The following is a 26533-nucleotide window of genomic DNA, read 5'->3' as shown; positions in this document are numbered from 1 at the left end:
CATGGCAGGTGTCCTTTTTTTGCAAAAGCATGACCCTTTCATGCAAAGACTTGTGCGATTTGCTCTAGTAAAATGGGGCTCAAAGTTCGGCGTTAGCCGTTTATTGTTGAAAGGGGAAGTCATGGATGGCAACATCAATCAAAAGAGTTCATGTCGTATTCAAGACCCATCTGGACATCGGGTTTACCGATTTGGGAAAGAACGTAATCGAGCGTTATATGGAGCATTTCATACCCCAGGCTCTGGAACTGTCCGAACAGCTGGCAAGTGAAGAGGGGAACGTAAAATTCGTATGGACGACCGGCTCATGGTTAATCGATGAATTTCTGCGAACGGCTTCTCCTGACATGCGGGCGCGTATGGAACATGCCATTGGGGAGGGACGCATCGTTTGGCATGGGCTGCCGTTTACGACGCATACGGAGATCATGGATGCCCGGCTATTCGAATTTGGAATCTCCATTTCGGGCGGCTTGGACCAAAAGTATGGAAAAACCACGGTTGCCGCTAAAATGACGGACGTCCCGGGCCATACCCTTGCCATGGTACCTTTGCTGGTTAAACACGGCATACAATATTTGCATTTGGGCGTTAATATGGTGTCCAAAAATCCCAAGGTGCCGGAGATGTTTGTATGGCGGGCTTCCGACGGCTCGGAGATCATCGTTCACTATGCGGATAGTTACGGCAAGCCGTTTCACATGGAAGGGCTGGAAGATGCCTTGTATTTTGCCCATACTCATGATAATCATGGTCCATCTTCTATGGAGGAGATCCGTGTTTTATTTGAACAGTTGGAGCGGGATTATCCAGGGGCGGAAATCATGGCCTCGACACTGGATGCATTTGCCCGGCGGCTTCAAATCGTGAAGGGCCGATTGCCTGTCGTGAGCGAAGAAATCGGGGATTCGTGGATACACGGCATTGCCTCGGATCCTTGGAAAATTTCCCGCTACCGAGAATTGCTTCGCCTCCGGGATCGCTGGATCGAATCCGGTCAATTGGACAAGAACAGTGATGCGTACGATCGATTTTGCAACCGTCTGATGCTGATTCCCGAGCATACCTGGGGGCTGAACAATTCCGTCTATCTCGCCGATTTTGTTCATTATTCCGCCACGGATTTAGCCGCTGCAAGAGCACGGGATATCGTTGAAGACAATACATTGAGAAAATATGACTACCTATGCCGGCAGGCGATTGATACCAGGTCGTACAGCCATTACGAGAGCTCTTGGCAGGAGCAGCGGGATTATCTTGAGGAGGCCGTTCAATCGCTGCCGAAGTCGTTGGCAGCTGAAGCGAGAAGGGAGCTGGATCGGATGAGCCAGCATCATCCCCTTCCGGGATCGGAGCCGATGGAGTACAAACAACCGATCGAGACAAACGAGCTGTACGAATTAGGTCAGTTTCAGGTGAGTTTCGCCGCCGACGGCTCGATAAACCGATTATTGGATCGATCCGGGAAGGCGTGGGCGGATGACCATCAGAGACTGGGCACTTATAGGTATGAAACCTTCAGCAAAGAAAACTACGACCGTTTCTTCAAAGAATACATGACCAATCTGGATATCCATCATGGCTGGGCAGACAACGATTTCGGCAAGCCGGGAATCGAGTATGTCAAGCCGCGGCCGGAGCATCGGCGATATACTGCGTCCTTGCGGACGTTGCACCTGGAGAGGAACGCCGATTATGATATCGTAACGGCGGAAATGAAGCTGCCGGAGATTCTCAGCAATCACTATGGGGCTCCCCGCCGATTGAACGTAATCTATACGTTCCTTGCGAATGAGCCCGTCATAGAGGTAAGTCTGAGCTGGAAGGGCAAACCAGCCTGCCGTCTTCCGGAAGCAAGCTGGTTCTCGTTTGCCCCCCTTGTGGATAATCCCAACGCATGGATGATGGATAAGCTGGGCCAGCGTATATCTCCGTTATTCGTCGTGAAGGACGGTAACCGGAACATGCATGGTGTCAATTCCGGCCTCTATTATGAGGGGGCAGACGGAACGGTGGTTATTGAAACCTTGGACGCGCCGCTTGTGTGCCCGGGGGAACCGCGTTTGCTGCAATTCGACAACTCCTATGCTTCATTGACCGGTGGATTCCATTTCAATCTGCACAATAACATTTGGGGTACAAACTTTATGATGTGGTTCGAAGACGATATGAAGTATCGGTTCAGATTGAGACTGCATTCTCATTCGTGAGCTATATGTGCCCATCATGAAAAACAACACGGAAAGATGTGAGTTTATAACTCGCATCTTTTTTATATATGCACGATCATCCGTCGATCAAGTTATGATGAAGGATGGTTCTTGGTAATAAAATCGATAATCCTGCTTCGTAGCTGCCCATGCTGTGCAAAATGGTTATACATGCGATAAGCTGCCGTCTGCGCATTTCCGAAGAAAAATCGTTCAAACTGGGTTTGCCGACCACCGAACGAGCTCGCACCAAGCTCCCAAGCAAGCCTGAACAATGCGATTCGATCCCAAGCCTCCGTAGTGGATCCTTTTAAATATTGGTTAAGGTAAGGTCCGGAATCCGATTGAAAATCCAATTCGGAAGGGATCATAATCAGGCCGCTGGAGCCTAGCAGCTGAATCATCTCTACCATCTCGGGATAGAATTTGGGGAAGAGGATGCTGGATGCGAGAAGAGGACCGGCGGCAGGAACAAAATATCCGAATGGATCCTGGCTGGCCCCCTGCTCGGACGCCAATCTTAATGCTTTGAAGGTCTCCAGAAATGTAATCATTTTCGCAACATTCGAGACCATATGGGGCTCGAGCCCTACGTTCTGTTCATCTGCCAAGGATTCCAGCAAACCGAGCATGAATTCGGTTTTAACGATATATCGGATGGCCATTTGGTGGGCGATATGCGTATGAAAGTGACTCTCGCCGAATAAACGCCCGGCGTAAGTCTCGTCCCCATAGTAAAATATTCGATCATGAGGGACCAGCACGCGGTCGAAGATGACAAGCGTGTCCATCTCTTCGTATCTGGCGCTTAGAGGATAATCATAGGAAGAAGTGGCACCGTAGCTTTCGCGGCATATAAAAGTCATCCCCGGTAAATCGTTGGGAACCGCAAATGCAAATGCAGAAGGATTCACATCCTGGGACAACGTTGTGGACGGTGTCGGGAATACCAGCATTTCTTCGCATGTTGCGCCTTGTGTTGCCATCATGAAGGCTCCGCTTATGATCATCCCTTCATCGTTAATCTCTATGACTTTAGCTGCGATAGAGTCTTCAGCAGCATCTTGCTGACCGGACATCTTACAAGCATAGGGCTGGATGAAGGCGTGAGATAATGTAATGTCATGATCACGACAGTACTTATAATAGTTCCGGAGATTTTCCGCATATTTCGGGTGATGTTCCTCCAGAATATCGGCAGCGGTATATAAGGACATGATCGCGGTGTTCATATAATCGGGAGAGCGCCCTAGAAATCCGTGGTGCCTGTTCGCCCATAACTCCATCATCAGTCTGCGTTTCTGCAAATCCTCAGCGTTCTTTGGCGGGAGAAAAGACAAGCCTACGCGTTCGCCCGTATCGGGTGAGGGGTACGTCATCTGTTCGATATAACTTGCTTCACATTGCATATCGTATAGATCGGCCTGGGTTTGAATAAGACCTTGGAATGCAGGATGCTCGGATAAAGGTCCCTGGATAGGCTCTCCTTTATACCAAATGTTAATATTCTGTCGGTCAATCCGTTCGATATACTGCTTTCCCGATTTAATAGGCACGTTGTTCACCCCATTTGCGAAAATCATAGCTAACGAACCTGTCTACTGCTGTTAATGTACGTGCTTATTCTATACGAAGTACGTTGTCCGCCGGATACGAAGTAAAATATGCGAATGTACCTTAGAAGCTTAAGCCAAGAAATGCAGGCAAAAAAAACGGACCCATTATGGTCCGTTTCTTGATTGTGCGATTATTGGGATTGGCCCAGATACTGCTCAAGCGTCAGGTTTTGTCTCGTGATTTCTCCCGCTATATAGACGCCAACGTAACGAACATGCCAAGGCTCATAAGAATAGCCGGTTAATTTCTCCTTGCCTTTTCCGTAACGAATGATAAATCCGTATTTCGGTGCATTGGCTTTCAGCCATTTGCCTTCCTTGGTATTTCCGAAGCTTTGCTCCAAAGCATACCCCACGGAAGCACTGGATATATCCATGCTGAGCCCGGTCTGATGCTCGCTTTGTCCCGGACGCGCGCTTGTTTTGTTAGCGACAGCCTCGCCCTTATTACGGGCGTTGCGTTCGAATATGGCTTTTTGGGTGGCATAGGACCGGTAGCCCGACACGGCTTTGAGGTCAATCCCGTCTTTCTTGGCTGCCGCAAACAATTTTTCCAGCGCAGATGCCGCTACCTTTTTCATCTGTTTTTTAGGACTGGGCCCCGAGAAGCTGAACGGAATATGGGGTACAACCAAGTCTTGCGGAACATAACTCGATGGTAGATTTCTTTGCTTGTTGACGAGTACAACGGTACTTGATAGATTGGTGACCGTATTTATACCATGAACGGTCTTTAAAGTCCGGTGAGGTGCGTTGTTTTCCAAAAACTTAGTAAATGATAAGCTGGAAGAAGATGCAGCGGCAGCTTCCACCTTACCAATACCTGTGCTGCTGAGAACACTAGATAAGGCTAGGCTTGTGACAACGGAACCTATGATGACCGTGGGTATGATGGATTTGACGATTTTTTTGTGCATTTGAAGTCCCTCCTCGTTAGCTATCTCTGAGTATATAAGAGAGTTATATCGATAGAATCTCTGACTTGTTTCTGAATTGTAAACAAAATAGAATAGATCGAATCTAATAATAACCCAAAAATAGATGATAGTGATATGAAATAGAGACCAATTTCTACATAAGGAGACATTTTAGATGGAAATACGCAATTATATCAAACAAGGGTTTGAGACCTATTACGCCAAATACAGTCAAGTTACGGAGGAGGGATTCTGCAGGTGGATGCGCCCGGACGTTCCCGCAGAGATGAAGGCCGTCGATACGGGTGAGGAGTGGTCCATATGGAAGTTGGTGCCTTCTACTATAAGCGAAGTTCATATTGGGGCGATGGAACAAGAGTATGGATTGACTTTTCCTGAGTGGTATAAAGCATTCATCTCCACGTACCATCATTACTTTGACATCATACCAGAACAAGCTGTGGACGAGCCGCTGGATAACGTCAGGGACATGTACAATCCCTTGTTATGCCGGCTGGGATATCTTCCTTTCACATGGGATTCCGAATACGGCAAAATATGGTGTATCGATGTAAACGAAGACGCGGGCGATGGCTTCGGGGCTATCTATGAGATCGAACATGAAATATGTTTTGATCTGGATGAAGAACAAACGGATCGGGCTGAGCTTCAAAAGTCACTGGTATTTCTATATCCTGATTTCAAGGCGTATTTTGACCATACGTTCCTTGAAGGATGATGCGGTCCATTTTATACATAGAAGGAGAAGTTTCATATGCAAAATGAACAGCTGCAAGAAATTTTGAACGAATACGGCATCCGGGAACCCGAGATTACGTTTATTCGGCATAATGAAAATCGAACCTATAAGGTGGAAGACCATGACGGAAGTACATATCTGCTGCGCATTCATCAACCGGTAAAAGACGGCATGGCAGGTCAGCAGCATACCTATGACGGTTTGCTGGGTGAACTCCAAATGCTGGAGCACTTGTCAGGCCGGGATCAACTGCTTGTCCAAAGGCCGCTGCGTAATCGGGAAGGCAAACTGATTACGATCATCGAACACGAAGGGAAGCGTTGGAACAGCTCCATGCTTACCTGGCTGGAAGGAAGAGACCTGCAGAAGGATGACCTAAGCGAGCCGGTCATGGTCGAGAAGCTGGGGGCCAGTATTTCAGAGCTGCACCAATTCTATGGTCAGTACGTGCAGGAGGGCTTGGATAAGCGTCCGAGTCAGGGGATTGCTTACAATCAATACATGATCGAGGTTATCAAGCAAGGGTTAACAAAAGAATTGTTTACTTTCTCCGATGTTTCCGTCATTGAAGAAACGATATCGTTAGTTAACGCGCGGCTTAAGGACAGGCGCAACGAAGAAGCCTGGGGGCTCATCCATGGTGATTTAAGCTTGGGGAATATCATCAGGACCCGGGATGGAGAGCTGAGCTTTATCGATTTTGGTTTTTTCGGACCCAGGTATTATTACACGGATGTTGCTATGGGTGTGATGATGGTTCCTTCGGAGCTTCGGGATTTATTCCTGAAAGGGTATTATGGGAATGATCATGCGGGACAAGATGAGCTTGTTCTGTTAGAAGGCTTCATGCTGCTGGCCATTATCGGATACTACGTCTTTCAGATGGAGAATGAATCCGTGCATGCATGGATGCGTGAACGGATGCCGAAGCTGTGCGCCGATTACTGTAAGCCTATTTGTCGGGTGAACGCATATTTTATTCTGTATAGTTCGATGACGGATCTGACAGTATCCGTGAAAGTTCATTTATGCATTCAATCCCTTGGTATGGACGCTGATCGGGTGATACCATATGAGGTATACGACTTAAGATTAGAGGTGAACACCAAATGGCGGAAAGCAAGCTTCTGCTGCAACAAAAAGCTCTCCAGGACGAGGCTTCTGAGGTGGCAGAGGAACTTCGACTTTACGAGTTATTAAGTCAAGCAGGCGAACCGGTGCGTGTCGGCAGTTCAGCCCTCGGGTTGATGGTATGGAGAGACCTGGACATGACGGTAATATGCTCTCGGCTGAATCAGCAATTAATTGCACAGATCGCAATGGAGCTCATGCTGCAAGCTGGTGTACGGGAGCTGAAGTTCATCAACGATACCGGCGATTATAATACGGATCCCGCTTATCCGGATGGCTTGTACTTTGGCCTAAAGTATAAGTCTCAGCAGGGGAAGGAGTGGAAAATGGACATTTGGTTCGTGGATGAACCGGAAAGACAGCCCGACTTGAAACATATCGTAACGATGCCTGAACGGCTGACCGAGGAACGCCGGGAAGCTATTTTGAGAATCAAACATAGTTGGGCAAGCCGTGATGATTATGGCAAGAAGGTGCGAAGTTTCGATATTTATACAGCGGTTCTGGAAGAAAACGTAAGGACGCTGGAACAGTTTCAGGTATGGCTGGACCAAAGGACCATGATTTAAGAATACATCCCATGATTCAATAATAGGAGATTTACATATGGAGATTATCAAGCATAACCAGAAGAGTCATCCTAGCGGGTGGCTTTTCTTTTTTTATGTATATGTAAAACATAAGTGAATCCTATTTTTTTAATATTATCCATATCATTTTTCCTGTGATAGCATAATCGTATGTCTAGCAAGGGGAGAGAGGAATGATGGATATGAGTTCAGCATTTTGGTTAACAAATGCCCGATTAGAGAGTGGTTATGAAGTACAAGAGGGCGTTATTACGGGAACAAAGACGGAGATTCGCCATATATTCATAGATGATGGGAAAATCGCGAAAATCGTAGCTTCGGACACAACTATAACAGACGAGTGGCCGCAACACGACGTGAAGGGTTTATTGCTCCTGCCATCCTTTATCGAAAAGCACTGCCATTTGGATAAAACGCTGCTCGGTGACAAGTGGCGTGCCGTTACGCCGGTTTCCAGTATTTTCGAGCGTTTGGCTATCGAGAAAGCGACGCTTCCTTCGCTGGATACCTTGACGCAAGACCGTGCAGAAAGGCTGCTTGATGTTTACCTGGAGTTCGGCGTGACGCATGTGCGTACGCATGTGGATATCTATCCGGAAGTGGGATTAGACCATTTAGAAGCGGTTCAACAGGCATTACGAACATTTGAAGGAAAGTTATCCTATGAGATCGTTGCTTTTCCACAGCATGGTTTGCTGCGCTCGAAGTCAAGGGAATGGGTAAGACAAGCACTTCGCAGCGGAGCAAGCTTGGTTGGCGGGGTTGACCCGGCGACGGTGGATGGCGATATCGAGGCATCCTTGCAGGAAATGGTGGAGCTCGCAGTCGAAGCCCATGCGGGCATTGACCTTCATCTGCACGATGCCGATCATCTAGGGATCTTCACCATGAAGCGATTAGCTCAGTTAACCATTGATGCAGGTCTGCAAGGCAAGGTGGCGATAAGCCATGCCTTCGGACTGGGTGATATTCCACCATCCCAAGCACAAGAGATGGGGGACTTGCTCGCTGATGCGGGGGTCGCCATTATTACGAGTGTGCCCATTGGCCGCAAGTTTCCGCCGGTTGGCTTACTGCACGGGCGCGGTGTAGAAGTAGCCGTCGGATGCGACAACATCTTTGATGTATGGTCGCCATTCGGAAATGGGGATGTGTTGGAGCGCGCCGGCCGACTGGCCGAAATATCCAGATGGGTGGATGAACGCGCTTTAGCGCAAACGCTCCAATATATTACCGGTGGCATTACACCGCTTAATCATGAAGGGGAACAGGTATGGCCGCAGGTCGGAGACGTTGCCAGCATCGTATTTCTAGAAGCTTCTTGTTCGGCTGAAGCCGTTGCGAGAAGATTCAAACGCGTGGCGACGATGTTTCAGGGAAACATCGTTTCCGGTTCTTTTTAGGCGAATTTCATGTCCATCCGGATTAAGTTGCTGCTGTCCTATACCGGTATGCTGGTCATCAGCTTGCTGGTCTTTGTCTTGACTGCCAGTTTGTTTACCGTTGCGGCTACCGGCGATATTCACGGTATTCGGGATTTTTATAAAGTGCACTACCAGATTAACCCGCTCACGGAACAAGAGGAGTCTATTTTCCTCGAATTAAAATATCTTGCCAAGAACGAGCCGGATGAGCTGCAGAACAAAGAGCTGCTGACGGAATACGATTTTAAGCTGAGAACCGTACGAGCGGGCCTGTATGTCCGCAGAGAAAACGACCAGATCTTTGAGTCCCATACGATGAACCAGCCTGAACTGGAAGCGAATCTACCATCATATGACCTGAACAACAATCAGATTCGCAATACCCTCAACATCGGTGAGCGGTTTTATGCTTATGCCAAATATGATTTCCGGTATTCGGATGGTGCCAGAGGGAGTGTGTATGTTATTCGAGAGCGAAGTCCTTTCGGCGAAGTCACGCGCAAGCTGCTGCCTATTCTTGTCTTGAGTCTCGTTGGCATCGTTGTCGTTGCAAATGTATTGTTATATCGCTGGATCACGCGGAGCGTAGTCAAACCGCTTGATTTGCTCCGCCATTCGGCGGAACACATCAAGGAGGGAAATCTCCAGTTTTCTCTGGATTTGCATTCCAAGGACGAAATCGGCCAGTTAAACGAGACGTTTGAGAATATGAGGAAACGCCTGCTTGAATCGATTCAGCTCCGGCTCCAGGATGAAGAGAACCGGAAAGAGCTGATCTCCAATATCTCTCATGATCTGCGAACACCCATAACAAATATTAAAGGGTATATCGAAGGCATACGCGACGGCGTTGCGGATACACCGGAGAAGATGGATAAATATGTGAACATCATTTACACCAAAACCATCGATCTGGATAAACTTGTGGATGAGCTGTTTCTTTATTCCAAGCTAGATTTAAAGCAGGTTCCGTTCATGTTTGAGCATGTCGATATCATCGGTTTTATAGACGATTGCATCGATGAGCAGCGCTATGTTTTGGAGGAAAAGGGAATACGGCTGGCGTGGAAGGAACGCACCGGTCAGCCTGTCGAGGTCATTGCCGATCTGGAAAAATTAAAACGAACGGTGCTCAACATTATCGGGAATGCTCAAAATTTTATGGACAAGTTGCACAAAACCATCTACGTTTCCACTCAGCTTTCTCCGGAATGGGTAACGGTTGAAATACGGGATAATGGCATGGGCATCGAGCCGGAAGCAATCCCTTATATATTCGAAAGGTTTTACCGTGCGGAGCAATCCCGCAATTCTTCTACGGGCGGCAGCGGCCTGGGGCTTGCAATTGCCAGCCAGATCATCGAGGGACACGGAGGTGCGATCTGGGCGGAAAGCGAGCCCGGCGTCGGCACCAGCCTGTACTTTACCCTCAAACGAGCGATTACAAAGGAGGTGCTGTAATAACCCATGACAACACGCATTCTCATCATTGAAGACGAGACAACGATCGCTCAATTGGAGCGGGATTATTTTGAACTGAACGGTTTTCTCGTAGATCTATGCCATACAGGCAATGAGGGATTGAAGCTTGCCCTTAACGAGGACTACAGCCTTATCATTGTCGACCTCCAGCTGCCCGGTATGAATGGCTTTGAACTATGCAGTCATATCCGAAAGAACAAGGAGGTTCCCATTCTGATCGTATCCGCCAAGAATGAGGAGATCGATAAAATCCGTGCCTTTAATCTCGGTGCCGACGATTACATTACCAAGCCATTCAGCCCGAGCGAATTAGTTGCAAGAGCCAAGGCCCATCTGATGAGATATGTAAGGCTTATGGGCAAACAAAGCCAAAGTCCAAGTTCAGAAATTCATATTCGCGGCTTGGTCATCGATAAATCGGCGCGAAGAGTGTTCATCCGAAATGAGGAAGTCACGTTTACGACCCGGGAGTTTAATTTGCTTGAATTTCTGGCAAGCCATCCGAACCGGGTGTTTAACAAGACGGAACTGTTTGAACGGATTTGGGGCATGGATTCCAGCGGGGATATCGCAACCGTAACCGTCCATGTCCGTAAGTTGCGCGAAAAGATGGAGGTGGATCCATCCAATCCGCAGTATATTGAAACCGTATGGGGGGCTGGCTACCGCTTTTCGGTTTAAACAATTTAGAATTTGTTAATAAAAGTTTTCGAAACGCTTAATCCCTGCTTTCTTGGGAGTTTAGGACTCTCTTCTATCATGGAGATATGACGATCCACGTTCATACTCATCGAAATAGGGAGGGTTTACAAATGAAAACATATTCTAATAAACTGGCGGCCATGATGGTGGCGGCTGCCCTGGGAACGACCGCTTCGCTTCCGTTTCATGTTCTGCAGGCTGAGGCTGCGGAAGTCCCACTGGCTGCACAAGATATAGAGCAAGCCACTCAAGAGCTGTCCCAGCTTCGCGTGATGCAGGGATACCAGGATGGCACGATGGGGATAACCAGTCCTATCACGCGGGCAGAGCTGGCGAAAATGCTCGTTCTTGCATTTGGACTTGAAGGCAAAGGGGATGCAAAGACAAGCTTTACGGATGTGAATCCAAACGCGTGGTATGAACGGTACGCGGCTGAGCTGGTAGCGAAGGATATCATGCAGGCACCGGAAGGACGTTTTGATCCACGGGGAATGGTTACCCACGCTGAGCTTGTACAAATGGTGTCCAAGGCTCTGAAACGAGACGCGAAGTCCGTGGATGATTGGGCGAAACGTTTTTACTCCGAGGAAGGCCATACGACTCGCGGTCAAGCAGCCTACTTGATAAGCGTTGCCCATGAGGCAATTCCGTCGGAAAAAGCTAAAATCACGAGTATTCGTGCATTGAATGCCATAACCCTGATCGTCACCTTCGATGCTCCCTTGACGGCAGAGAATGAGGCGTTTGCCAAAGCCAAAGAAGATTTTAAATTTAACGACGGGCTGGAACTCACCAACATGCCGCGCTTGAAGACAGGCTCGATTTCCACTTACATCGTCCCAACCTCAGTTCAAAAACCAGGTACATCGTATACGCTTACCTATAAAGGGAAAACAGCAGGCACATTCGCAGGCAATAGCGCGAAGTTGGACATGACAGAGGCTAGACAAGTCGCTCAGGATACGTTTGAGTTGGAGGCACTTAAAGAGAATGGCGTCGTTGACTACGGCTACGTTATTTCCGCCTATAGCGGAGGTCGCGGAGCCAATGCATTCGTGCTGGATGAGAACAACAGCGCCGATGGAAAAGTCTATCAGATCATATCCTCTGGCCAAGCCAGGGAAGTCACGATTACGCCTGCAGGCGGACAACCTATCGTGGCCAAATACGTACCTTTTACCCAGTCCACGGATGGCAAACAAGAACCGAAATTCCGTTTGCCGGAAGGCCAGACGCTGACGCCGGGTGTTACTTATACCGTTACCTCGGATTGGGCACAGATGGCCAACCCGACATTCGTAGCAGGAGCGTTTGCTCCGCTGGAAATCATCGGAGCCGAGGCAATCAGCGACAGCTCCATTGCCATTACCCTGTCCGAGGATCCTGGGGACGAGCTCTTCTCCGGCCGGAGCGTTGAATTGACTGGAGCAGACGGCAACAAGCACATAGCAACCTACAAATATTCAAGCCGCAAAGGAGCCGTAGGCGTGTTTGATCTGACACAGGAGAGTAAACTGAAGTCGGGAACGACGTATACCATCAAACCGGTAGGCGAGTGGGCAGGAGAAACCGATGCGGCCCTGACTTTAAATTAATATTTTACAGCATGGACATGGCTGTACATGATCGAGAGGACGAGCGTATAGCTTGTCCTCTTTGTATTTTTTTTTTGCGGACTATGATCAAAATATTCAAAAGCATGGTTATTTTCCGTTATTGTCATAAAGCATCATGATCCTTAACAATCGGATATTTACCAAGCTCACCGATTACCCTAATATGGAGTTACTTTCTGTCATTTAGCTGCATGCACGTATCGAGGCGGAAAAATGTACCTTTCTATACGCAGAAGTACCTACCCATGCGCCGCCAACATCTATTATGATCAGATTTATTAGCTGGCGGGAGAATTTGAGTCGATATTTTTTGAAAACGCTATCACACAAGGGGGGATATTTATTCTTAAGCATTCGAAGGTATTTCGCAGCTTTCTCATCTCCTATATTGCCATTCTGCTCATTCCCACTATCGGAGGATACATATCCTACTTAACCTCCATCTCCGTAACGCAATCCGTTTCGATTGAGAATAGCATGATTCAGCTCGAGAAAAGCCAGGAGCTGCTGGAACACCGGATGGCGGAAGTGGAAGGGATGACGCGGCAGCTGGCGATTAATCCAGACCTTAACGTGCTGCTCAACGATCATCTTGCCCAAAGGGATGTTTACGGCATATGGAGAACGATGCGCAATGTGCTGACTTTCGGTCAAACCAACGATTTTCTTCAGCATTACTACATCTATTTGGCGAATTACGACTTGATTATAACGTCGGGCTCCTCTTATCGGCCGGAGCATTATTACGAGTTTTTTCATTATGACGGTCTCACGTTTGAGGAATGGAAACAACAGATTCTGGAGAAAGCCCATCGCAGTGAAATCAAACCGCTTTCTTCCTTCTCGGATAGGAACAACGAAACTTCGGTCATCACGTACATGCAGTCGCTCCCGTTGGACAGCTTCAACGATTCGTCCCCGGCCAATGTCGTGGTCGTGATTGATGAACAGACGATTGCCGGGTTGTTCTCGGGGTTAACCGACAATTACGGCGGCTGGGTCCATATCCACGACGGGAAAGGGAATACGCTTGCCCTTCAAGGAAACATGGAATCTGATGTGAGCCAAATCATAAACGATCCGGCATTCGATCAGAGCAAAGCCAGCCAGTTCTACAAGAATGACCTTGTGATCACCACACGCTCGGATAAGAGCGGCTGGGTCTATCAGGCCGGCATCCCCCGCAGCGCCTTAATGGAGAATGCCGATCAAATTAAACAAGCGTCCTGGTTCATTACCGGGGGCGCCATGATCGTGGGGCTGCTGTTCGGGTTATATTGGGCTCATCGGAACAGCGTGCCGATCCATCGCATGATTAGCATCATGAAAGAGCAGTTCGGCAGGGATGAGCTGACGGAGCGCAATGAATTCGACTTTTTGAGCGGCAATATTGCCAATATGATCAGCAAAAACAAACAACTGGAAAACGAGCTGACGCGTCAGCTTCCGTTTGTCCGGGATGCTTTCCTGAGACGGCTGATTGCCGGCGAGTTTCAATCGAGGGACGAAATTGCTTCCGCTGCCCAGCAAGCTGATATTGCCTTGCATAACGGAAAAGGCTATGTCGGCATCCTGCAGATCAAAGGATATGCCGGCATGGATAGCGTGGAGATCCTTAATGAGCTTAACGCCGCCCGGCTTCTCATGAAGCAGGCCTTTTCCGAAATCGCCGGGTCGCTGCCCATGACGGATCTGGGCTCGGACAAAATGGTGGTTTTGTTCTTTACCGACGAAGAAAGAGAGCCTGGGCCGGATGAAGAGCTTCGAATTACGAGGTTGATCGAAACGCTGACGAATCAGGTTCTGCATGAATATAAAATGTTCCTCCAAGCCGGTTTTGGCGATCCGTTCGATTCGGTCTCAGAGGCGGGGCAGTCCTTTGACCAGGCCAAGCAAGCCCTAGAATATGCCGTCTACTTGAATCAAAAAGAGACGATGTGGTACCGCGAAGCCAGAATCGTCAACACAACATATTACTACCCACTGGACACCGAGCAGCGCTTGATCAGCACGGTACGGGCAGGAGAGCTGGAAGAAGCCGAGAAGATCGTCAACCTGATCATGGATCATAATCTCCAACAGCGCGAGTTATCGGTCGAGATGAAGCATCAGCTGGTAGGTGAAATCAAAGGAACGTTCCTTAAATTAATGGATCAGAAAATTTTTGCGGAGTCGGAATGGTTTGAAAGCATAAAAAAGCGCATCATCGATATCGGGTTATCCGGGCCGCTGGAATCCATTCATAACGAAATCCATGCGATCATGGGAGAGCTGTGCAGATATATTGCCAATAAAAAGAAGGACTCCCATGCCAAACTGATCAAGCAGATTTATGAATATACGGAAGCGACGTACGCACATCCGGATCTCACCTTATACCGCGTGGCCGAGCACGTGGAACGGCCGGAGAAATACATCTCCCAATTGTTTAAGGAAGTAACCGGGGTCAATTATTCCGATCATCTGATCAAGGTGCGGATGGATCGGGCGGCCATACTGCTTGCGGAGACCAACCTCACGGTCGATGAAATAGCGGCTCAGGTGGGCTACAACAGCTCCCATTCGTTTCGCAGGGCATTCAAGCGTCTCATCGGCATATCACCGAGCGCTTACCGTCAGTCTCACGATGTCGTGTAGTATAGGTTGATCCTGACAAGCCGCATTGTCACTTAGGACGATGCGGCTGTTTGGGCTAAAGAAACGCGAATACGCGGGATTTGGCCCCTGACGAGACAGGATGCCCTGCGGAAAAGCGGTTATTTGTACGCCAAACAACCGAAGTGTACCTGTTCAAGGACCGGAATTCTCCCCTATGATCGACACATAAAGAAAACGCTGTCATTTCAATGCCGACACATCCGTTGTCATTACATTAGGGGGGATTATTCTGGAGAAGCCATTGGTAATCGAGCCGGAGCCTGTTATCCATACCGGCACCAGCACAGGCTATTGGCATGTTGCACGAAAGAGTTTGAGGAAGCATTGGCAGATGTACCTGCTCGTGATTCCGCCGCTGCTGTTTTTCCTGATCTTTAAGTACTATCCGATGCTGAATGCCGTTCTTGCCTTCAAGGACTACAACGTCATCAAGGGAATATGGGGCAGTCCCTGGGTAGGCTTCAAGCACTTCGAACTGTTCTTCGAGAATCCGTTATTCTGGACGCTCGTCAAAAACACGATTATTCTCAGCGGTTATCTCATCTTAGCCGGATTTCCGATTCCGATCGTGCTGGCGTTAATGATCAACGAGATCCGGGGCGGTCGATTCAAAAAGTTCGTCCAGCTGGTGTCCTTTGCGCCGTATTTTATTTCCACGGTGGTCATGGTGTCGATCATCATGCTGTTTCTGGCTCCGCGGCTGGGCTTTGCCAACGTGGCTTTGAATTTTTTCGGACTGGAGTCCGTGAACTTTCTCGGCGATCCGGGGATGTTTCGTTCCATCTACGTATGGTCCGATATTTGGCAGACGGCAGGTTATAGCGCGGTGATCTATTTGGCGGCATTGGCCGGCATTGACCCGACCCTGTATGAAGCGGCAAAGGTGGACGGCGCCTCGCGCTTCCAAAAGATCCGCCATGTGGATCTGCCGGGCATTGTGCCGACCATCGTCATCATTTTGATTCTGAATGTCGGTAACGTGATGGCACTCGGATTCGAGAAGGTCTATCTGCTGCAAAATCCGCTGAATCAGGTGAACTCGGAGATCATTGCAACCTATGTCTATCGGATCGGACTGCTGAATGCGAACTACAGCTTTGCAACCGCGGTCGGCCTGTTCAATTCCGTGATCAACCTTATTCTGCTGCTGACCGTGAACGGATTGGCTAAACGAATAACTAATAACAGCATTTGGTAAGGAAGGAGCTAGGGCATGGCAGTTCAACAAACAGGTACGAGAAAAATCAAGGAGTCCGCTGGCGACCGCATCTTCCTGACAACGGTATACGTCGTTCTCTTTCTGGTCGTTATTGCGGTTTTGTATCCGCTGATTTACATCATCAGCAGCTCCATCAGCAGCCCGGCGGCCGTTACTTCGGGCAGGGTATGGTTGTGGCCGGTCGATATTTCGTTCGAAGGCTTTCGGGTCCTCTTTAAAACGCCCGAGATTATGACCGGATACGCCAATTCCATTTTCTACACGACCGCCGGCACGATCATCAGTGTCTTGTTGACCATTATGATTGCTTACCCGCTGTCGCGCAGGTCATTTTTCGGACGTAACGCGTTGATGATGATCATTACATTTACGATGATATTCAGCGGAGGACTGATTCCAACCTACATGGTCGTGCGGGAGCTTCATCTGATCGATACCCGCTGGGCGCTGCTCATTCCCAATGCCATTTGGGTGTGGCAGGTGATTATCGCCCGATCTTTTTTTCAGTCTTCCATTCCGGACGAATTGCAGGAGGCCAGCGAGATGGACGGCTGCAGCGATATACGTTTTATCTGGAGCATCGTCCTGCCGCTGTCGAAGCCGATTATGGCCGTGCTTGTGCTCATGTATGCGGTTGGCCAGTGGAATGCGTACTTCGATGCGTTGATTTACTTGAAAAGCGCTGACCTGTTCCCGCTTCAGTTGATTCTTCGAAGCATCATCATCCAGAATAACAGTTCGGGAACGATGGATGCTTTAGCCATGGTCGAGAGGCAGCAGCTGGCCGAGCTCCTGAAATATGCGCTGATCGTGGTTGCCACCCTGCCTGTGCTGGTCATATATCCGTTTGTTCAGCGCTATTTTGTGCAGGGGATGCTCGTGGGTTCTGTGAAGGGCTGATCACTTTCGAGGGGACGGCTGAATTCCGCAAAGCGATTTGATCTTATGATGGAAGGGAGGTGATGTTCTCTTTACGTGCGAAGCTAGACGTTTACGTGTTCACTTTAATGAAAAAGGGAGCGATCCAATTTGAAAAGAGGCCTATTAAGTTTGTTTATGCTGCTATTGGCGAGCAGCATCGTGATGTCAGGCTGCTCGGGCAAAAATACAGAAAGCCCGAGCAGCCCGCAGGGCGGAAGCTCGTCCGGCAGCACGGACAACTCGAAACCCGTGGAAATCAGCGTTTTTGCCGTACAGGAATCAGGCATCGATATTCCGGCCAACAAATTCACCAAGCATATGGAGGAACAGTTCAACATCAAATTCAAATGGCAGATCAATCCCTCCGACGGCGCCAAGGAGAAACGTCAGATCTCTCTGGCCAGCGGCGATTATCCGGATGCTTACCTGTTGACGCATTATATCGATGAATTCTCCCAAGCCGATGTGCTCAAATACGGACACCAGGGGGTGCTCGTTCCCCTGAACGATCTAATTGAACAGCATGGACCGAACATTAAAGCGGCCATGGAAGCAACGCCGGAAATGAAGGCGCTTGTTACGGCCCCGGATGGGAATATCTATGGGCTAGGCGCATACACGGAATGTTTTCACTGCTCCTATCCCAACAAAATGTGGATCAATACCGAATGGCTGAAGAAGCTGAATCTCGAGGAACCGACAACGACGGAGGAATTCAGAAGCATGCTGCGGGCATTCAAAACGCAGGACCCGAACGGCAACGGGAAAGCGGATGAGGTGCCCCTCAGCGGTTCAACGGAGGATTTCGGCGTCCGTATCATCCCTTATTTGATGAACAGCTTCGTTTACGACGATGACCGGAACTACTTGACGATGAATGGCGGCAAGGTCGAGTCCGCGGCGATCACGCCGGAATGGAAGGAAGGGCTCGCCTATATCAAATCGTTGTATGACGAGGGATTGATCGATCCGGGCGCATTCACCCAAAATGCGGAGGCGTTCAAGAAAATCGGAGAGAACGCGGATGCGGAAATTCTCGGCGCCGGTGCCGGCATGCATCCGGCCATCTTCGTAAACATCGATCCGGGCAACACCCGCTCGGCGCATTACAATCCGCTTCCGCCGTTAAGCGGGCCGAACGGAATTTCATACGCAACCCATGATGCGGGGGGCGTATCACCGGGCGCAAAATTCGTGATCACGAACAAAGCCAGTGAAGAAGCCCGCATTGCATTGATCAAGATGGTGGACTACATGTTTACGCCGGAAGGCCAAACCAATGCCGCAACCGGCATGAAAGGGATCGATTGGACGGATCCCGAGCCCGGCGATCAAGCGCTCGGCGAGGGCGTGACCCCGATGGTCAAGACCATTCCGATGAAGGAAGGCGAAGCACCGCACAATGCGGGTTGGAGCGGAATGGGCCATTTCTATATGCCGAAGGAGTACCGCGATACTTGGGTGCAGGGAACCGACATTTATGCATCTGATGGCTATGAGCGCAGATTGTACAATGCGTCCCTGCTGTATCAAGGACATGAGCCGAAGGAAATCTTCCCGATCTGGTCGATCTGGATCGATCCGAGCGTCATCGACGAAGCCAGCATGCTTCAAACGAACCTTAAAAACTATATTGAGCAGAACCAGCTGCAATTTATTACCGGCAATAAGGATCTGAACAAGGATTGGGACGCTTACGTCAAGGGATTGCAGGATCTGAAACTGGATCGTTATCTTGAAATTCTGCAGACGGCTTACGATCAATCCGCCAAATAATAGAAGGGCAACTCGCAGCTGCGGCTGACTATAGAGCCATACGAATATCCATATGCGGGTGCCGGTCTAAAGAGATCGGCCACTCCGCATTTTCTCTGTTTTACGGGTGACTAGCGAAAAGAAATAGGCATTATACGAGGGGAGGTTATCATATGTCCCATTATAACAAAGGTACGGATCGTGCCGCGTTCATCGTTCATCGCCGAGGGCTGCCTAATGTGAAGGCCAAGCTTGCAGGGGAAGCCCCGGTTACGGTTGCCTTTTTGGGCGGATCCATTACGGAGGGAGCCGGTGCCTCAGCGGCGGATAAGACCAGCTGGCGCGCCTTAACGGCTCATTATTTAAGAGACCGCTTCGGAAAATCGCGGATTCGCTCCATTAACGCAGGGGTCGGGGGGACGGATTCGACGCTCGGAGCTCACCGCCTTCGCGAGCATGTGCTGCGCGTTGAGAACATTGATTTGCTATTCGTGGAATTCAGCGTAAATGACGGCAGCGATCGGGAGGAATCCATCAGAGGGATGGAGGGAATTGTCCGCCAATGCCGGCGTCTGTCCCCCCGCACCGATATATGCTTTATTTATACCGGGGCGGATCGAAATCTGACCTGTATCCGGCCGTATCCCATTGCCGTTCACGAAGAAGTGGCCGAGTATTACGGCATCCCTTCTGTCGATTTTGCTGCCGGGATCTATCGCATGCTGCAGAATGGTGAGGCCGTGTGGGCATCGCTTGCACCTGATGGGTATCATCCGAATGATGACGGGCATGAGATCTACGCCGGTTTTTTGCGAAGAGGTTTGAATGAGCTGCTGTCGACCGAGGTTGATTCTTTGATGCTCGATCACTGCGAATCTTTGCCCGAAGAACCGCTGATGACGGGGAATTACGAATATGCCGACATGTTCTCCTATGAGCTTGCCGATTATACCGGGGATTATCATATCGGGAAGCTGCCGCAAGGTTCAAAGCTCATGAATTGGCGTTATGCGACAGAGCATAGGTACTCTGATCATCCAAACGCTTCGTTTACGTTTACTGTGGAAGGACAAAGCGGCGGACTGCTGCTGCTATGCGGACCCGACACCGGAATCTTTGAGTACTCGATCAACGGACAGTCCTTCGTACGGGTCAATCCCTTCGATGAGTGGTGCTTGAACGCCTATCGGCCAGTCAGCGTACACTTTCCGAGACATCATCTGCGCGGGCCGATCTCGATCATGGTTCGAAACACTGGACTCAAGGATAAGCGAAGCCAGGGTACGGGCATGCGCGTGCTGAAGCTGCTTGCGAATTAGGCGGACTCCTGCGATTGTTATACCAAGCTTGAAAAGAGCTGCTATTCGTGATGGAGGTGTTGTTATTGCATTTTCCTGGTAATCAAGATAAAACAACTCCGATCGTCCTTTCGTTACGGGATTACGAGGACCCCAATAACCCGGATGTGCAATCTGCGATGAAATGCGCGATTGAAGCCGTCAGAGCAATGGAGGGCGCGGTCATTCTGGACGTACCGCCGGGGTGCTATCATTTTTATCCTCAATCCGCCGTTCGGGAAGCGTACCATATATCGAATACCACCAGCGAGGAAGAGAATCCGGATGTGACCAAAACGATCGGGATATGGCTTAAGGATCTTCACCATATGACACTCGAAGGGAACGGCGCCTTGTTTATTTTTCACGGGAAGCAGACGATGCTTGTGCTTGATGGCTGTACGGATATTGAAATCCGCAATCTGCACTGGGATTACGCCGCGCCGACCGTGACCGAAATGACGGTGGATAGATGCGGTGATGCTTACCTTGAGACGACCGTTCACCCGGATTCTTGCTATGATTGCGTAGACGGTAAATTCGAATGGGTTGGGGAAGGCTGGCGTTTTCGTGAAGGGCCGATGCAGTTATGCAGTGCAGATTTGAGTGCTACCTGGCGCGTGGATAATTGGCTGGAACGGGTGTTACATACAGAGGAGATATCTCCTCGTCGGCTTCGGTTTCATTTTGGAAACCATGCTTCCCCGCATCTGGCTCCCGGTACGATCGTGCAAATGCGCGACGGCATTCGGGACCAGGTTGGCATGTTGATCACCGGAAGCTCCCGGGTGACGCTAAGCAACGTGGGCATACATTTCATGCATGGATTGGGCGTAGTTGGACAGTTCAGCGAAAATCTGATCTTTGAACGTTTGGATCTGACGCCGCGTCCGGAGACCGGCCGAACGGTGGCGGGGTTTGCCGATTTCATCCATCTGTCGGGCTGCAGGGGGAAGGTCTCGATCCGGAATAGCCGGTTTGCAGGGGCGCATGATGATGCAATCAATGTTCACGGCACCTACCTTCGGATCGTTGATCGACCGGCCACCAATCAATTGCTTGTAAGGTTTATGCATCCGCAGACCTACGGATTTTTGGCCTTTCTGCCAGGTGATGAGGTCGCATTCGTGGATGCGGATACGCTGAACACCTACGCTTTCGGACGTGTGGCTGCTGTCGGTATGAAGTCGCCACGCGAAATGCTGCTTACGTTGGAGAAGGCGGTTCCTGCGGTCGTCGGAGTGCGGGACGTGCTTGAAAATGTGACTTGGACGCCGGAGGTCGATATTGTCGGCAATGCGTTCGTCCGAATTCCCACGCGGGGCATTCTAACCACGACACCGCGGCGGATCATGATCCGGGATAATACCTTTATGAATATGCAGATGAGCGCGATCCTGGTCGCAGCGGACGCCTCATCCTGGTACGAATCCGGCGCTGTAACGGATATGAACATTTTGGATAACCGGTTTGTGAATTGCGGCGGCCCCGGGCATTCCGTGATTCGGATTGCGCCTGAGAATAAACATCACCATGCATCGGTTCATCGCAATGTCCGGATTACAGGCAACCGCTTTGAAACGACCGGAGAAGATTGGTTAATGGCAAGAAGCACGGAGGGACTGATATTTAAAAATAACGTGATTCGGATGCAGGAGAAATACGACCGTGAAGGGAATGTCCCTTTGGAAGAACGCGTCAAGCTGGAAGCCTGCATTGGAGCGGATATTTTGTGTAACGACTTGGAGTATGACGATTTGAATTAAAGGAGGGATAGCGAGTGGGAGAAAATATGAAATTGCAGTATGTTAAGCCGGCGTCAGTCTGGACCGAAGCGCTGCCGATCGGCAACGGACGTCTTGGAGCTATGATTTACGGCGGCGTGGAACGTGAAACGATTAGCTTGAACGAGGATACGCTGTGGTCCGGTTATCCCAGGGATTGGAACAACCCGTCAGCCCGGGATGCGCTGCCGGCGATCCGGGAGCTGATACGCCAGGGGCGTTATTCGGAGGCTGACCAGCTAGGGCGCAAGATGATGGGGCCCTATACGGAATCTTACCTCCCGTTTGGAGACCTATGCCTCAGGTTTGATCATGGAGGCGTGTTTCATTCTTACCGAAGAACGCTGGATATCGCTAAAGCCGTTCAACGAACGGAATACCTTATCGGAGAGGTGTCCTACACGAGAGAATGCTTCGCATCCAGCCCGGATCAGATGATTGCATTGCGGTTAACCTCAAGCACCCCTGGCGCGCTGAACTTCCATGCACATCTGGAAAGTCCGCTGCGCTATACCGTAAAGACCGAAGAAAATATGTACTCCATGTCGGGATTTGCACCGGAACGCGTCGAGCCCAGCTACGTGTCGTCTGATCGTCCTATACGTTACGGCGATCCTGAACATACCGCCGCCATGGCTTTCGAAGGTCGGCTGGCAGTGGCTGAAACCGATGGCCGCGTTACAGTGGACGCCGCTGGCATCCATGTACTGGATGCCAGCGAAGCCGTCATCTACTTTACTGCGGCAACCAGCTTCAACGGATTCGATCAAATTCCCGGTCACCGCGATGGCGGAGACCATCCGTCGGCTGCAGCCGCTGCTAAAGCTGCGGCTTGTATGGTAGGTGTAAGAAGCCACGCTTGGACAGAGCTGCGCGAGCGGCACATCAACGATTATCGCAGCCTATATGATCGCGTAAGCCTCCGATTAGGCGAGTCACTAGCTTCCGGTGATATGGACACGGAGAGGAGAATCGAGCAATTCGGTGCCCGGGATCCAGGCCTGGTCGAGCTGTTGTTCCACTATGGCCGCTATCTCCTGATCTCAAGCTCCAGACCCGGAACGCAAGCCGCCAATCTCCAGGGAATATGGAATGCATCAACCCGGCCGCCGTGGAGCAGCAATTGGACCTTGAACATCAATGCGGAAATGAACTATTGGCCCGCGGAGATATGCAATTTGGCAGAATGCCATCAACCTCTGCTGGAGCTCATCAGAAGTTTGTCGGTGAACGGATCGGACACCGCCGCCGTTCATTACGGTACTCGAGGCTGGACCGTTCATCACAATACGGATATTTGGGCCCATACCGCTCCGGTCGGCAATTACGGGGACGGGGATCCTTCATGGGCGCTTTGGCCGATGGGGGGAATCTGGCTGATGCAGCACTTATGGGAGCATTACGCATTTAGTGGTGATGAAGCCTATTTGCGCGCCGTTGCTTATCCTATCATGAAGGAAGCTTCCTTATTTGCTTTGGACTGGCTTATAGAAAATAACGAAGGTCATCTCGTGACATCTCCGTCGACCTCACCGGAGCATAAATTCCGCACGTCGGATGGGACAGCTGCGATCAGCGAAGGGGCGACCATGGATATTTCCCTCATTTGGGAGCTGTTCACCAATTGCATGGAGGCGGCCAACATTCTCGGCGCGGATGAGGATTTCCGAGAGGAATTGATTAACAAACGAGAACGATTGCTGCCACTGCAGGTCGGTCGATACGGTCAGCTGCAGGAATGGTCCCATGACTTCGAGGATGAGGACGTATTTCATCGGCATACGTCCCACCTGGTCGGGGTTTATCCTGGACGACAGCTATCTGCGGAAGAAAGCCCTGATCTGTTTGCAGCAGCCCGAACTTCCTTGGAGCGTCGCGGGGATGAAAGCACGGGTTGGAGCCTGGGCTGGCGAGTTGCGCTATGGAGCCGATTCGGGGACGGCAACCGAGCGCTGCAACTGTTAAATCATATGCTGAGATTAGTGAAGGACGGCGAATCGGAGCGTTATGAGCACGGAGGCGTATATGCAAGTTTATTAGGAGCGCATCCACCTTTTCAGATCGACGGCAATTTCGCGGCTACAGCGGGAATTGCGGAAATGCTGCTGCAGTCGCATCGCTCCGTACTCATGCTGCTGCCGGCACTGCCGGATGCATGGCCGGAAGGCGAGGTACGTGGACTGCGGGCAAGAGGTGGCTATGAAGTCAACATTCGCTGGAAGGATGGAAAACTGACGGAGGCAGAGATCATGTCCCGGTGTGGCAATATGTGCAGCGTAGACGCAGGTCATGGAGATTTGATTGCGGTTTACCAAGGCGAAGCCCGGATTCCCGTACAGCTCTCCGGTAAAGATGTGTATTCATTTGCAGCAGAACAGGGAATAACCTATAGGCTGGTGAGGGAATCGGCTGGGGAATCTAAGACTTGATCGGCATAATGCATACCTTTTCGATTGTGTCCGTACAATTCGAAGTTGAAAAAAAGACTCCTTCAAGGAGTCTTTTTTACGTGGAATCAGAAGAAAATTCCAATTAATTTGTTAGTTTTGTAGTCGAAACGTCTAAGAAGTGGGTATTAATTGTTAAACGGTTGACAACCTGTATATACATGTATATGATTTTCCTATGTGCAACCTGTATATACAAGATGACGAGGAGGACCCAGTCACATGCAAAACTCAGGAATCCAGTCTCCCGATTGGTGGAGAACATCGACGGTTTATCAAGTATATCCGAAGAGCTTCAACGACACGACCGGCCAAGGCACCGGCGATATACGCGGGCTCATGGAGAAGCTTGATTATATAAAAGGACTTGGCATCGACATTGTGTGGCTCCAGCCGGTGTATGTTTCTCCGCAAAATGATAACGGTTACGACGTTGCGGATTATTGCAGCATAGATCCTGTATATGGGACGATGGACGATTTCGACGAGCTTGTTGCCGAGTTGAAAAAAAGAGGCATGCATCTGATGATCGACATGGTCGTGAATCATTCTTCGACCGAGCATCGGTGGTTTAAGGATGCAATTTCTTCTCGCAACAGCCCATATCGAGACTATTACATCTGGCGGGATCCCGCAGAAGACGGCGGCCCGCCGAATAATTGGCAATCCAAGTTTGGAGGACCGGCTTGGCAGTATGATGAGGGGACAGGGCAATATTACCTGACATTGTTTGACAAAACGCAGGCAGACCTCAATTGGGAGAACGAGAAGGTCCGTGCGGAGGTTGTGGATATCCTCACCTTTTGGGCGGACAAGGGCGTAAGCGGATTCCGGATGGATGTCATCAATCTAATATCGAAAGATCCCGCTTATCCCAATGATGACGGTTCCGTAGCGCCCGGTGACGGACGCAGGTTTTATACGGACGGCCCCCGAGTGCACGAATACATCAAGGAATTGAACAAAAAAGTGTTCAAGCCTTACAATCTTGTCACGGTGGGCGAGATGTCCTCCACAACCTTGGAGCATTGCGTTCGTTACTCGAACCCCAAGGAGAATGAATTCTCCATGACGTTCAACTTCCACCACTTGAAGGTAGACTATCCCAACGGGCAAAAATGGGAGCTTAAGCCGTATGATTTCGAGGAGTTGAAAAGCGTGCTCTCCGATTGGCAAATCGGCATGCAGAAGGGGGGCGGCTGGAATGCCCTATTCTGGAACAACCATGATCAGCCACGCGCACTGACCCGGTTCACCAATGATGGTGAATACCGTACGGAAAGTGCAAAGATGCTGGCCACGACACTTCACGGGTTACAAGGCACGCCATATGTGTATCAAGGCGAAGAGATCGGCATGCCTGATCCGAAATGGAATGATATATCCGAGTTTCGGGATGTTGAATCCTTAAACATGTACACCATTCTCCAGGAGCAGGGTAAAACGCCGGAGGAGGCTGCCCACATCGTCAAGGTACGCTCACGTGATAATTCCAGATTGCCTATGCCGTGGAATGACGGCGATCAAGCCGGCTTTACAACGGGGACGCCTTGGATCAAGATCGATGAGCGGTATCCGATCATCAATGCGCAATCCGAGGTGGAAAATCCGCAATCAATATATCATCATTACCGGAAGCTGATAGAAATGCGAAAGAACATTCCGGTGATTACGGACGGTGAATATGTTCGTCTGGATGAAGGCCATCCCGAAATTTATGCCTATGCCAGAACAAACAAGGAGCAGACGCTTGTTGTCATTTCCAATTTCAGCGACCGAGATGTATCGTTCGAGCTGCCCGAGAAGATGAAAGACAATCTGACCGAAAGCCGATTGGTTCAACTGGTAATTGGCAACACAACGGAAGAACCCAAGCTCATGCCAACAGTTGCACTTCGACCGTATGCTTCCTATATGTGGCTTATTCACAATAACTAAATTCATAAATGTCAGGAGCGTAGAGC

Annotated in this window: 18 protein-coding genes; 16 read left to right on the top strand and 2 right to left on the bottom strand. The window is 49.9% G+C overall.

All coding sequences use genetic code 11. From position 1 onward, the window contains the following. Window positions 1-125 precede the first annotated feature (125 nt). Window positions 126-2210, top strand: a complete 2085-nt coding sequence (locus ACETK5_RS14155) for a DUF5054 domain-containing protein (protein WP_394056353.1) — start codon at window positions 126-128, stop codon at window positions 2208-2210. Between the two features lie 92 nt (window positions 2211-2302). On the opposite strand, the gene ACETK5_RS14150 is transcribed toward ACETK5_RS14155, so the two are convergent. Further along, window positions 2303-3766 (bottom strand): 4-hydroxyphenylacetate 3-hydroxylase family protein, encoded by a 1464-nt coding sequence (locus ACETK5_RS14150; RefSeq protein WP_394056351.1) that lies wholly within the window; start codon window positions 3764-3766, stop codon window positions 2303-2305. Window positions 3767-3957: 191 nt separating this feature from the next. Then, complete coding sequence (locus ACETK5_RS14145) at window positions 3958-4743, bottom strand: M15 family metallopeptidase (RefSeq protein ID WP_394056349.1); 786 nt, start codon at window positions 4741-4743, stop codon at window positions 3958-3960. A gap of 175 nt (window positions 4744-4918) precedes the next feature. On the opposite strand from ACETK5_RS14145, the gene ACETK5_RS14140 reads away from it, so the two are divergent. The 15 genes from ACETK5_RS14140 (at window position 4919) to treC (ending at window position 26507) form a co-directional block, all read left to right on the top strand. After that, window positions 4919-5482 carry an SMI1/KNR4 family protein gene (locus ACETK5_RS14140; RefSeq protein ID WP_100536786.1) on the top strand — a complete coding sequence of 188 codons (564 nt, stop codon included), beginning with the start codon at window positions 4919-4921 and terminating at the stop codon, window positions 5480-5482. A gap of 36 nt (window positions 5483-5518) precedes the next feature. Beyond that, window positions 5519-6703, top strand: a complete 1185-nt coding sequence (locus ACETK5_RS14135; RefSeq protein ID WP_394056347.1) for a phosphotransferase enzyme family protein — start codon at window positions 5519-5521, stop codon at window positions 6701-6703. Beyond that, window positions 6670-7203 carry a hypothetical protein gene (locus tag ACETK5_RS14130; RefSeq protein ID WP_394056345.1) on the top strand — a complete coding sequence of 178 codons (534 nt, stop codon included), beginning with the start codon at window positions 6670-6672 and terminating at the stop codon, window positions 7201-7203. The genes ACETK5_RS14135 and ACETK5_RS14130 overlap by 34 nt, the downstream gene beginning before the upstream one ends. A gap of 203 nt (window positions 7204-7406) precedes the next feature. After that, window positions 7407-8627, top strand: a complete 1221-nt coding sequence (locus ACETK5_RS14125) for an amidohydrolase (RefSeq protein ID WP_394056343.1) — start codon at window positions 7407-7409, stop codon at window positions 8625-8627. A 9-nt stretch (window positions 8628-8636) separates the two neighbouring features. Then, the gene (locus ACETK5_RS14120; RefSeq protein ID WP_394056341.1) at window positions 8637-10109 is read left to right on the top strand and encodes a sensor histidine kinase; all 1473 of its coding nucleotides are present in this window, start codon (window positions 8637-8639) and stop codon (window positions 10107-10109) included. Between the two features lie 6 nt (window positions 10110-10115). Then, window positions 10116-10811, top strand: coding sequence for a response regulator transcription factor (locus ACETK5_RS14115; RefSeq protein ID WP_100536790.1), 696 nt, complete (start codon window positions 10116-10118; stop codon window positions 10809-10811). 131 nt (window positions 10812-10942) lie between these two features. Beyond that, entirely contained in the window at window positions 10943-12427 is a 1485-nt protein-coding gene (locus ACETK5_RS14110) for an S-layer homology domain-containing protein (RefSeq protein ID WP_394056339.1), read from the top strand. 498 nt (window positions 12428-12925) lie between these two features. Next, the gene (locus tag ACETK5_RS14105) at window positions 12926-15085 is read left to right on the top strand and encodes a helix-turn-helix domain-containing protein (protein ID WP_394056337.1); all 2160 of its coding nucleotides are present in this window, start codon (window positions 12926-12928) and stop codon (window positions 15083-15085) included. A 262-nt stretch (window positions 15086-15347) separates the two neighbouring features. After that, window positions 15348-16304, top strand: a complete 957-nt coding sequence (locus tag ACETK5_RS14100; RefSeq protein ID WP_326119776.1) for an ABC transporter permease — start codon at window positions 15348-15350, stop codon at window positions 16302-16304. 15 nt (window positions 16305-16319) lie between these two features. Continuing rightward, the gene (locus ACETK5_RS14095) at window positions 16320-17225 is read left to right on the top strand and encodes a carbohydrate ABC transporter permease (protein WP_326119775.1); all 906 of its coding nucleotides are present in this window, start codon (window positions 16320-16322) and stop codon (window positions 17223-17225) included. 129 nt (window positions 17226-17354) lie between these two features. Then, window positions 17355-19022, top strand: coding sequence for an extracellular solute-binding protein (locus ACETK5_RS14090; RefSeq protein WP_394056335.1), 1668 nt, complete (start codon window positions 17355-17357; stop codon window positions 19020-19022). Window positions 19023-19174: 152 nt separating this feature from the next. Further along, window positions 19175-20320, top strand: a complete 1146-nt coding sequence (locus tag ACETK5_RS14085; protein WP_394056333.1) for an SGNH/GDSL hydrolase family protein — start codon at window positions 19175-19177, stop codon at window positions 20318-20320. A gap of 65 nt (window positions 20321-20385) precedes the next feature. Continuing rightward, on the top strand, window positions 20386-22104 hold the full coding sequence (locus ACETK5_RS14080) for a right-handed parallel beta-helix repeat-containing protein (RefSeq protein WP_243390647.1): 1719 nt from the start codon (window positions 20386-20388) through the stop codon (window positions 22102-22104). A gap of 26 nt (window positions 22105-22130) precedes the next feature. Further along, complete coding sequence (locus ACETK5_RS14075) at window positions 22131-24551, top strand: glycoside hydrolase family 95 protein (protein ID WP_394057439.1); 2421 nt, start codon at window positions 22131-22133, stop codon at window positions 24549-24551. 240 nt (window positions 24552-24791) lie between these two features. After that, a complete protein-coding gene (gene treC / locus ACETK5_RS14070; RefSeq protein WP_394056331.1) occupies window positions 24792-26507 on the top strand; it encodes an alpha,alpha-phosphotrehalase in 1716 nt (571 codons plus the stop codon). Window positions 26508-26533: the final 26 nt, after the last annotated feature.

It is taken from the genome of Paenibacillus ilasis, from assembly GCF_043195395.1.
In the GTDB taxonomy this organism is placed as follows: Bacteria; Bacillota; Bacilli; order Paenibacillales; family Paenibacillaceae; genus Paenibacillus_AQ; species Paenibacillus_AQ lautus.
Note: the sequence above shows the minus strand (reverse complement) of the source record. Positions and strands in the feature narration are given on the sequence as shown.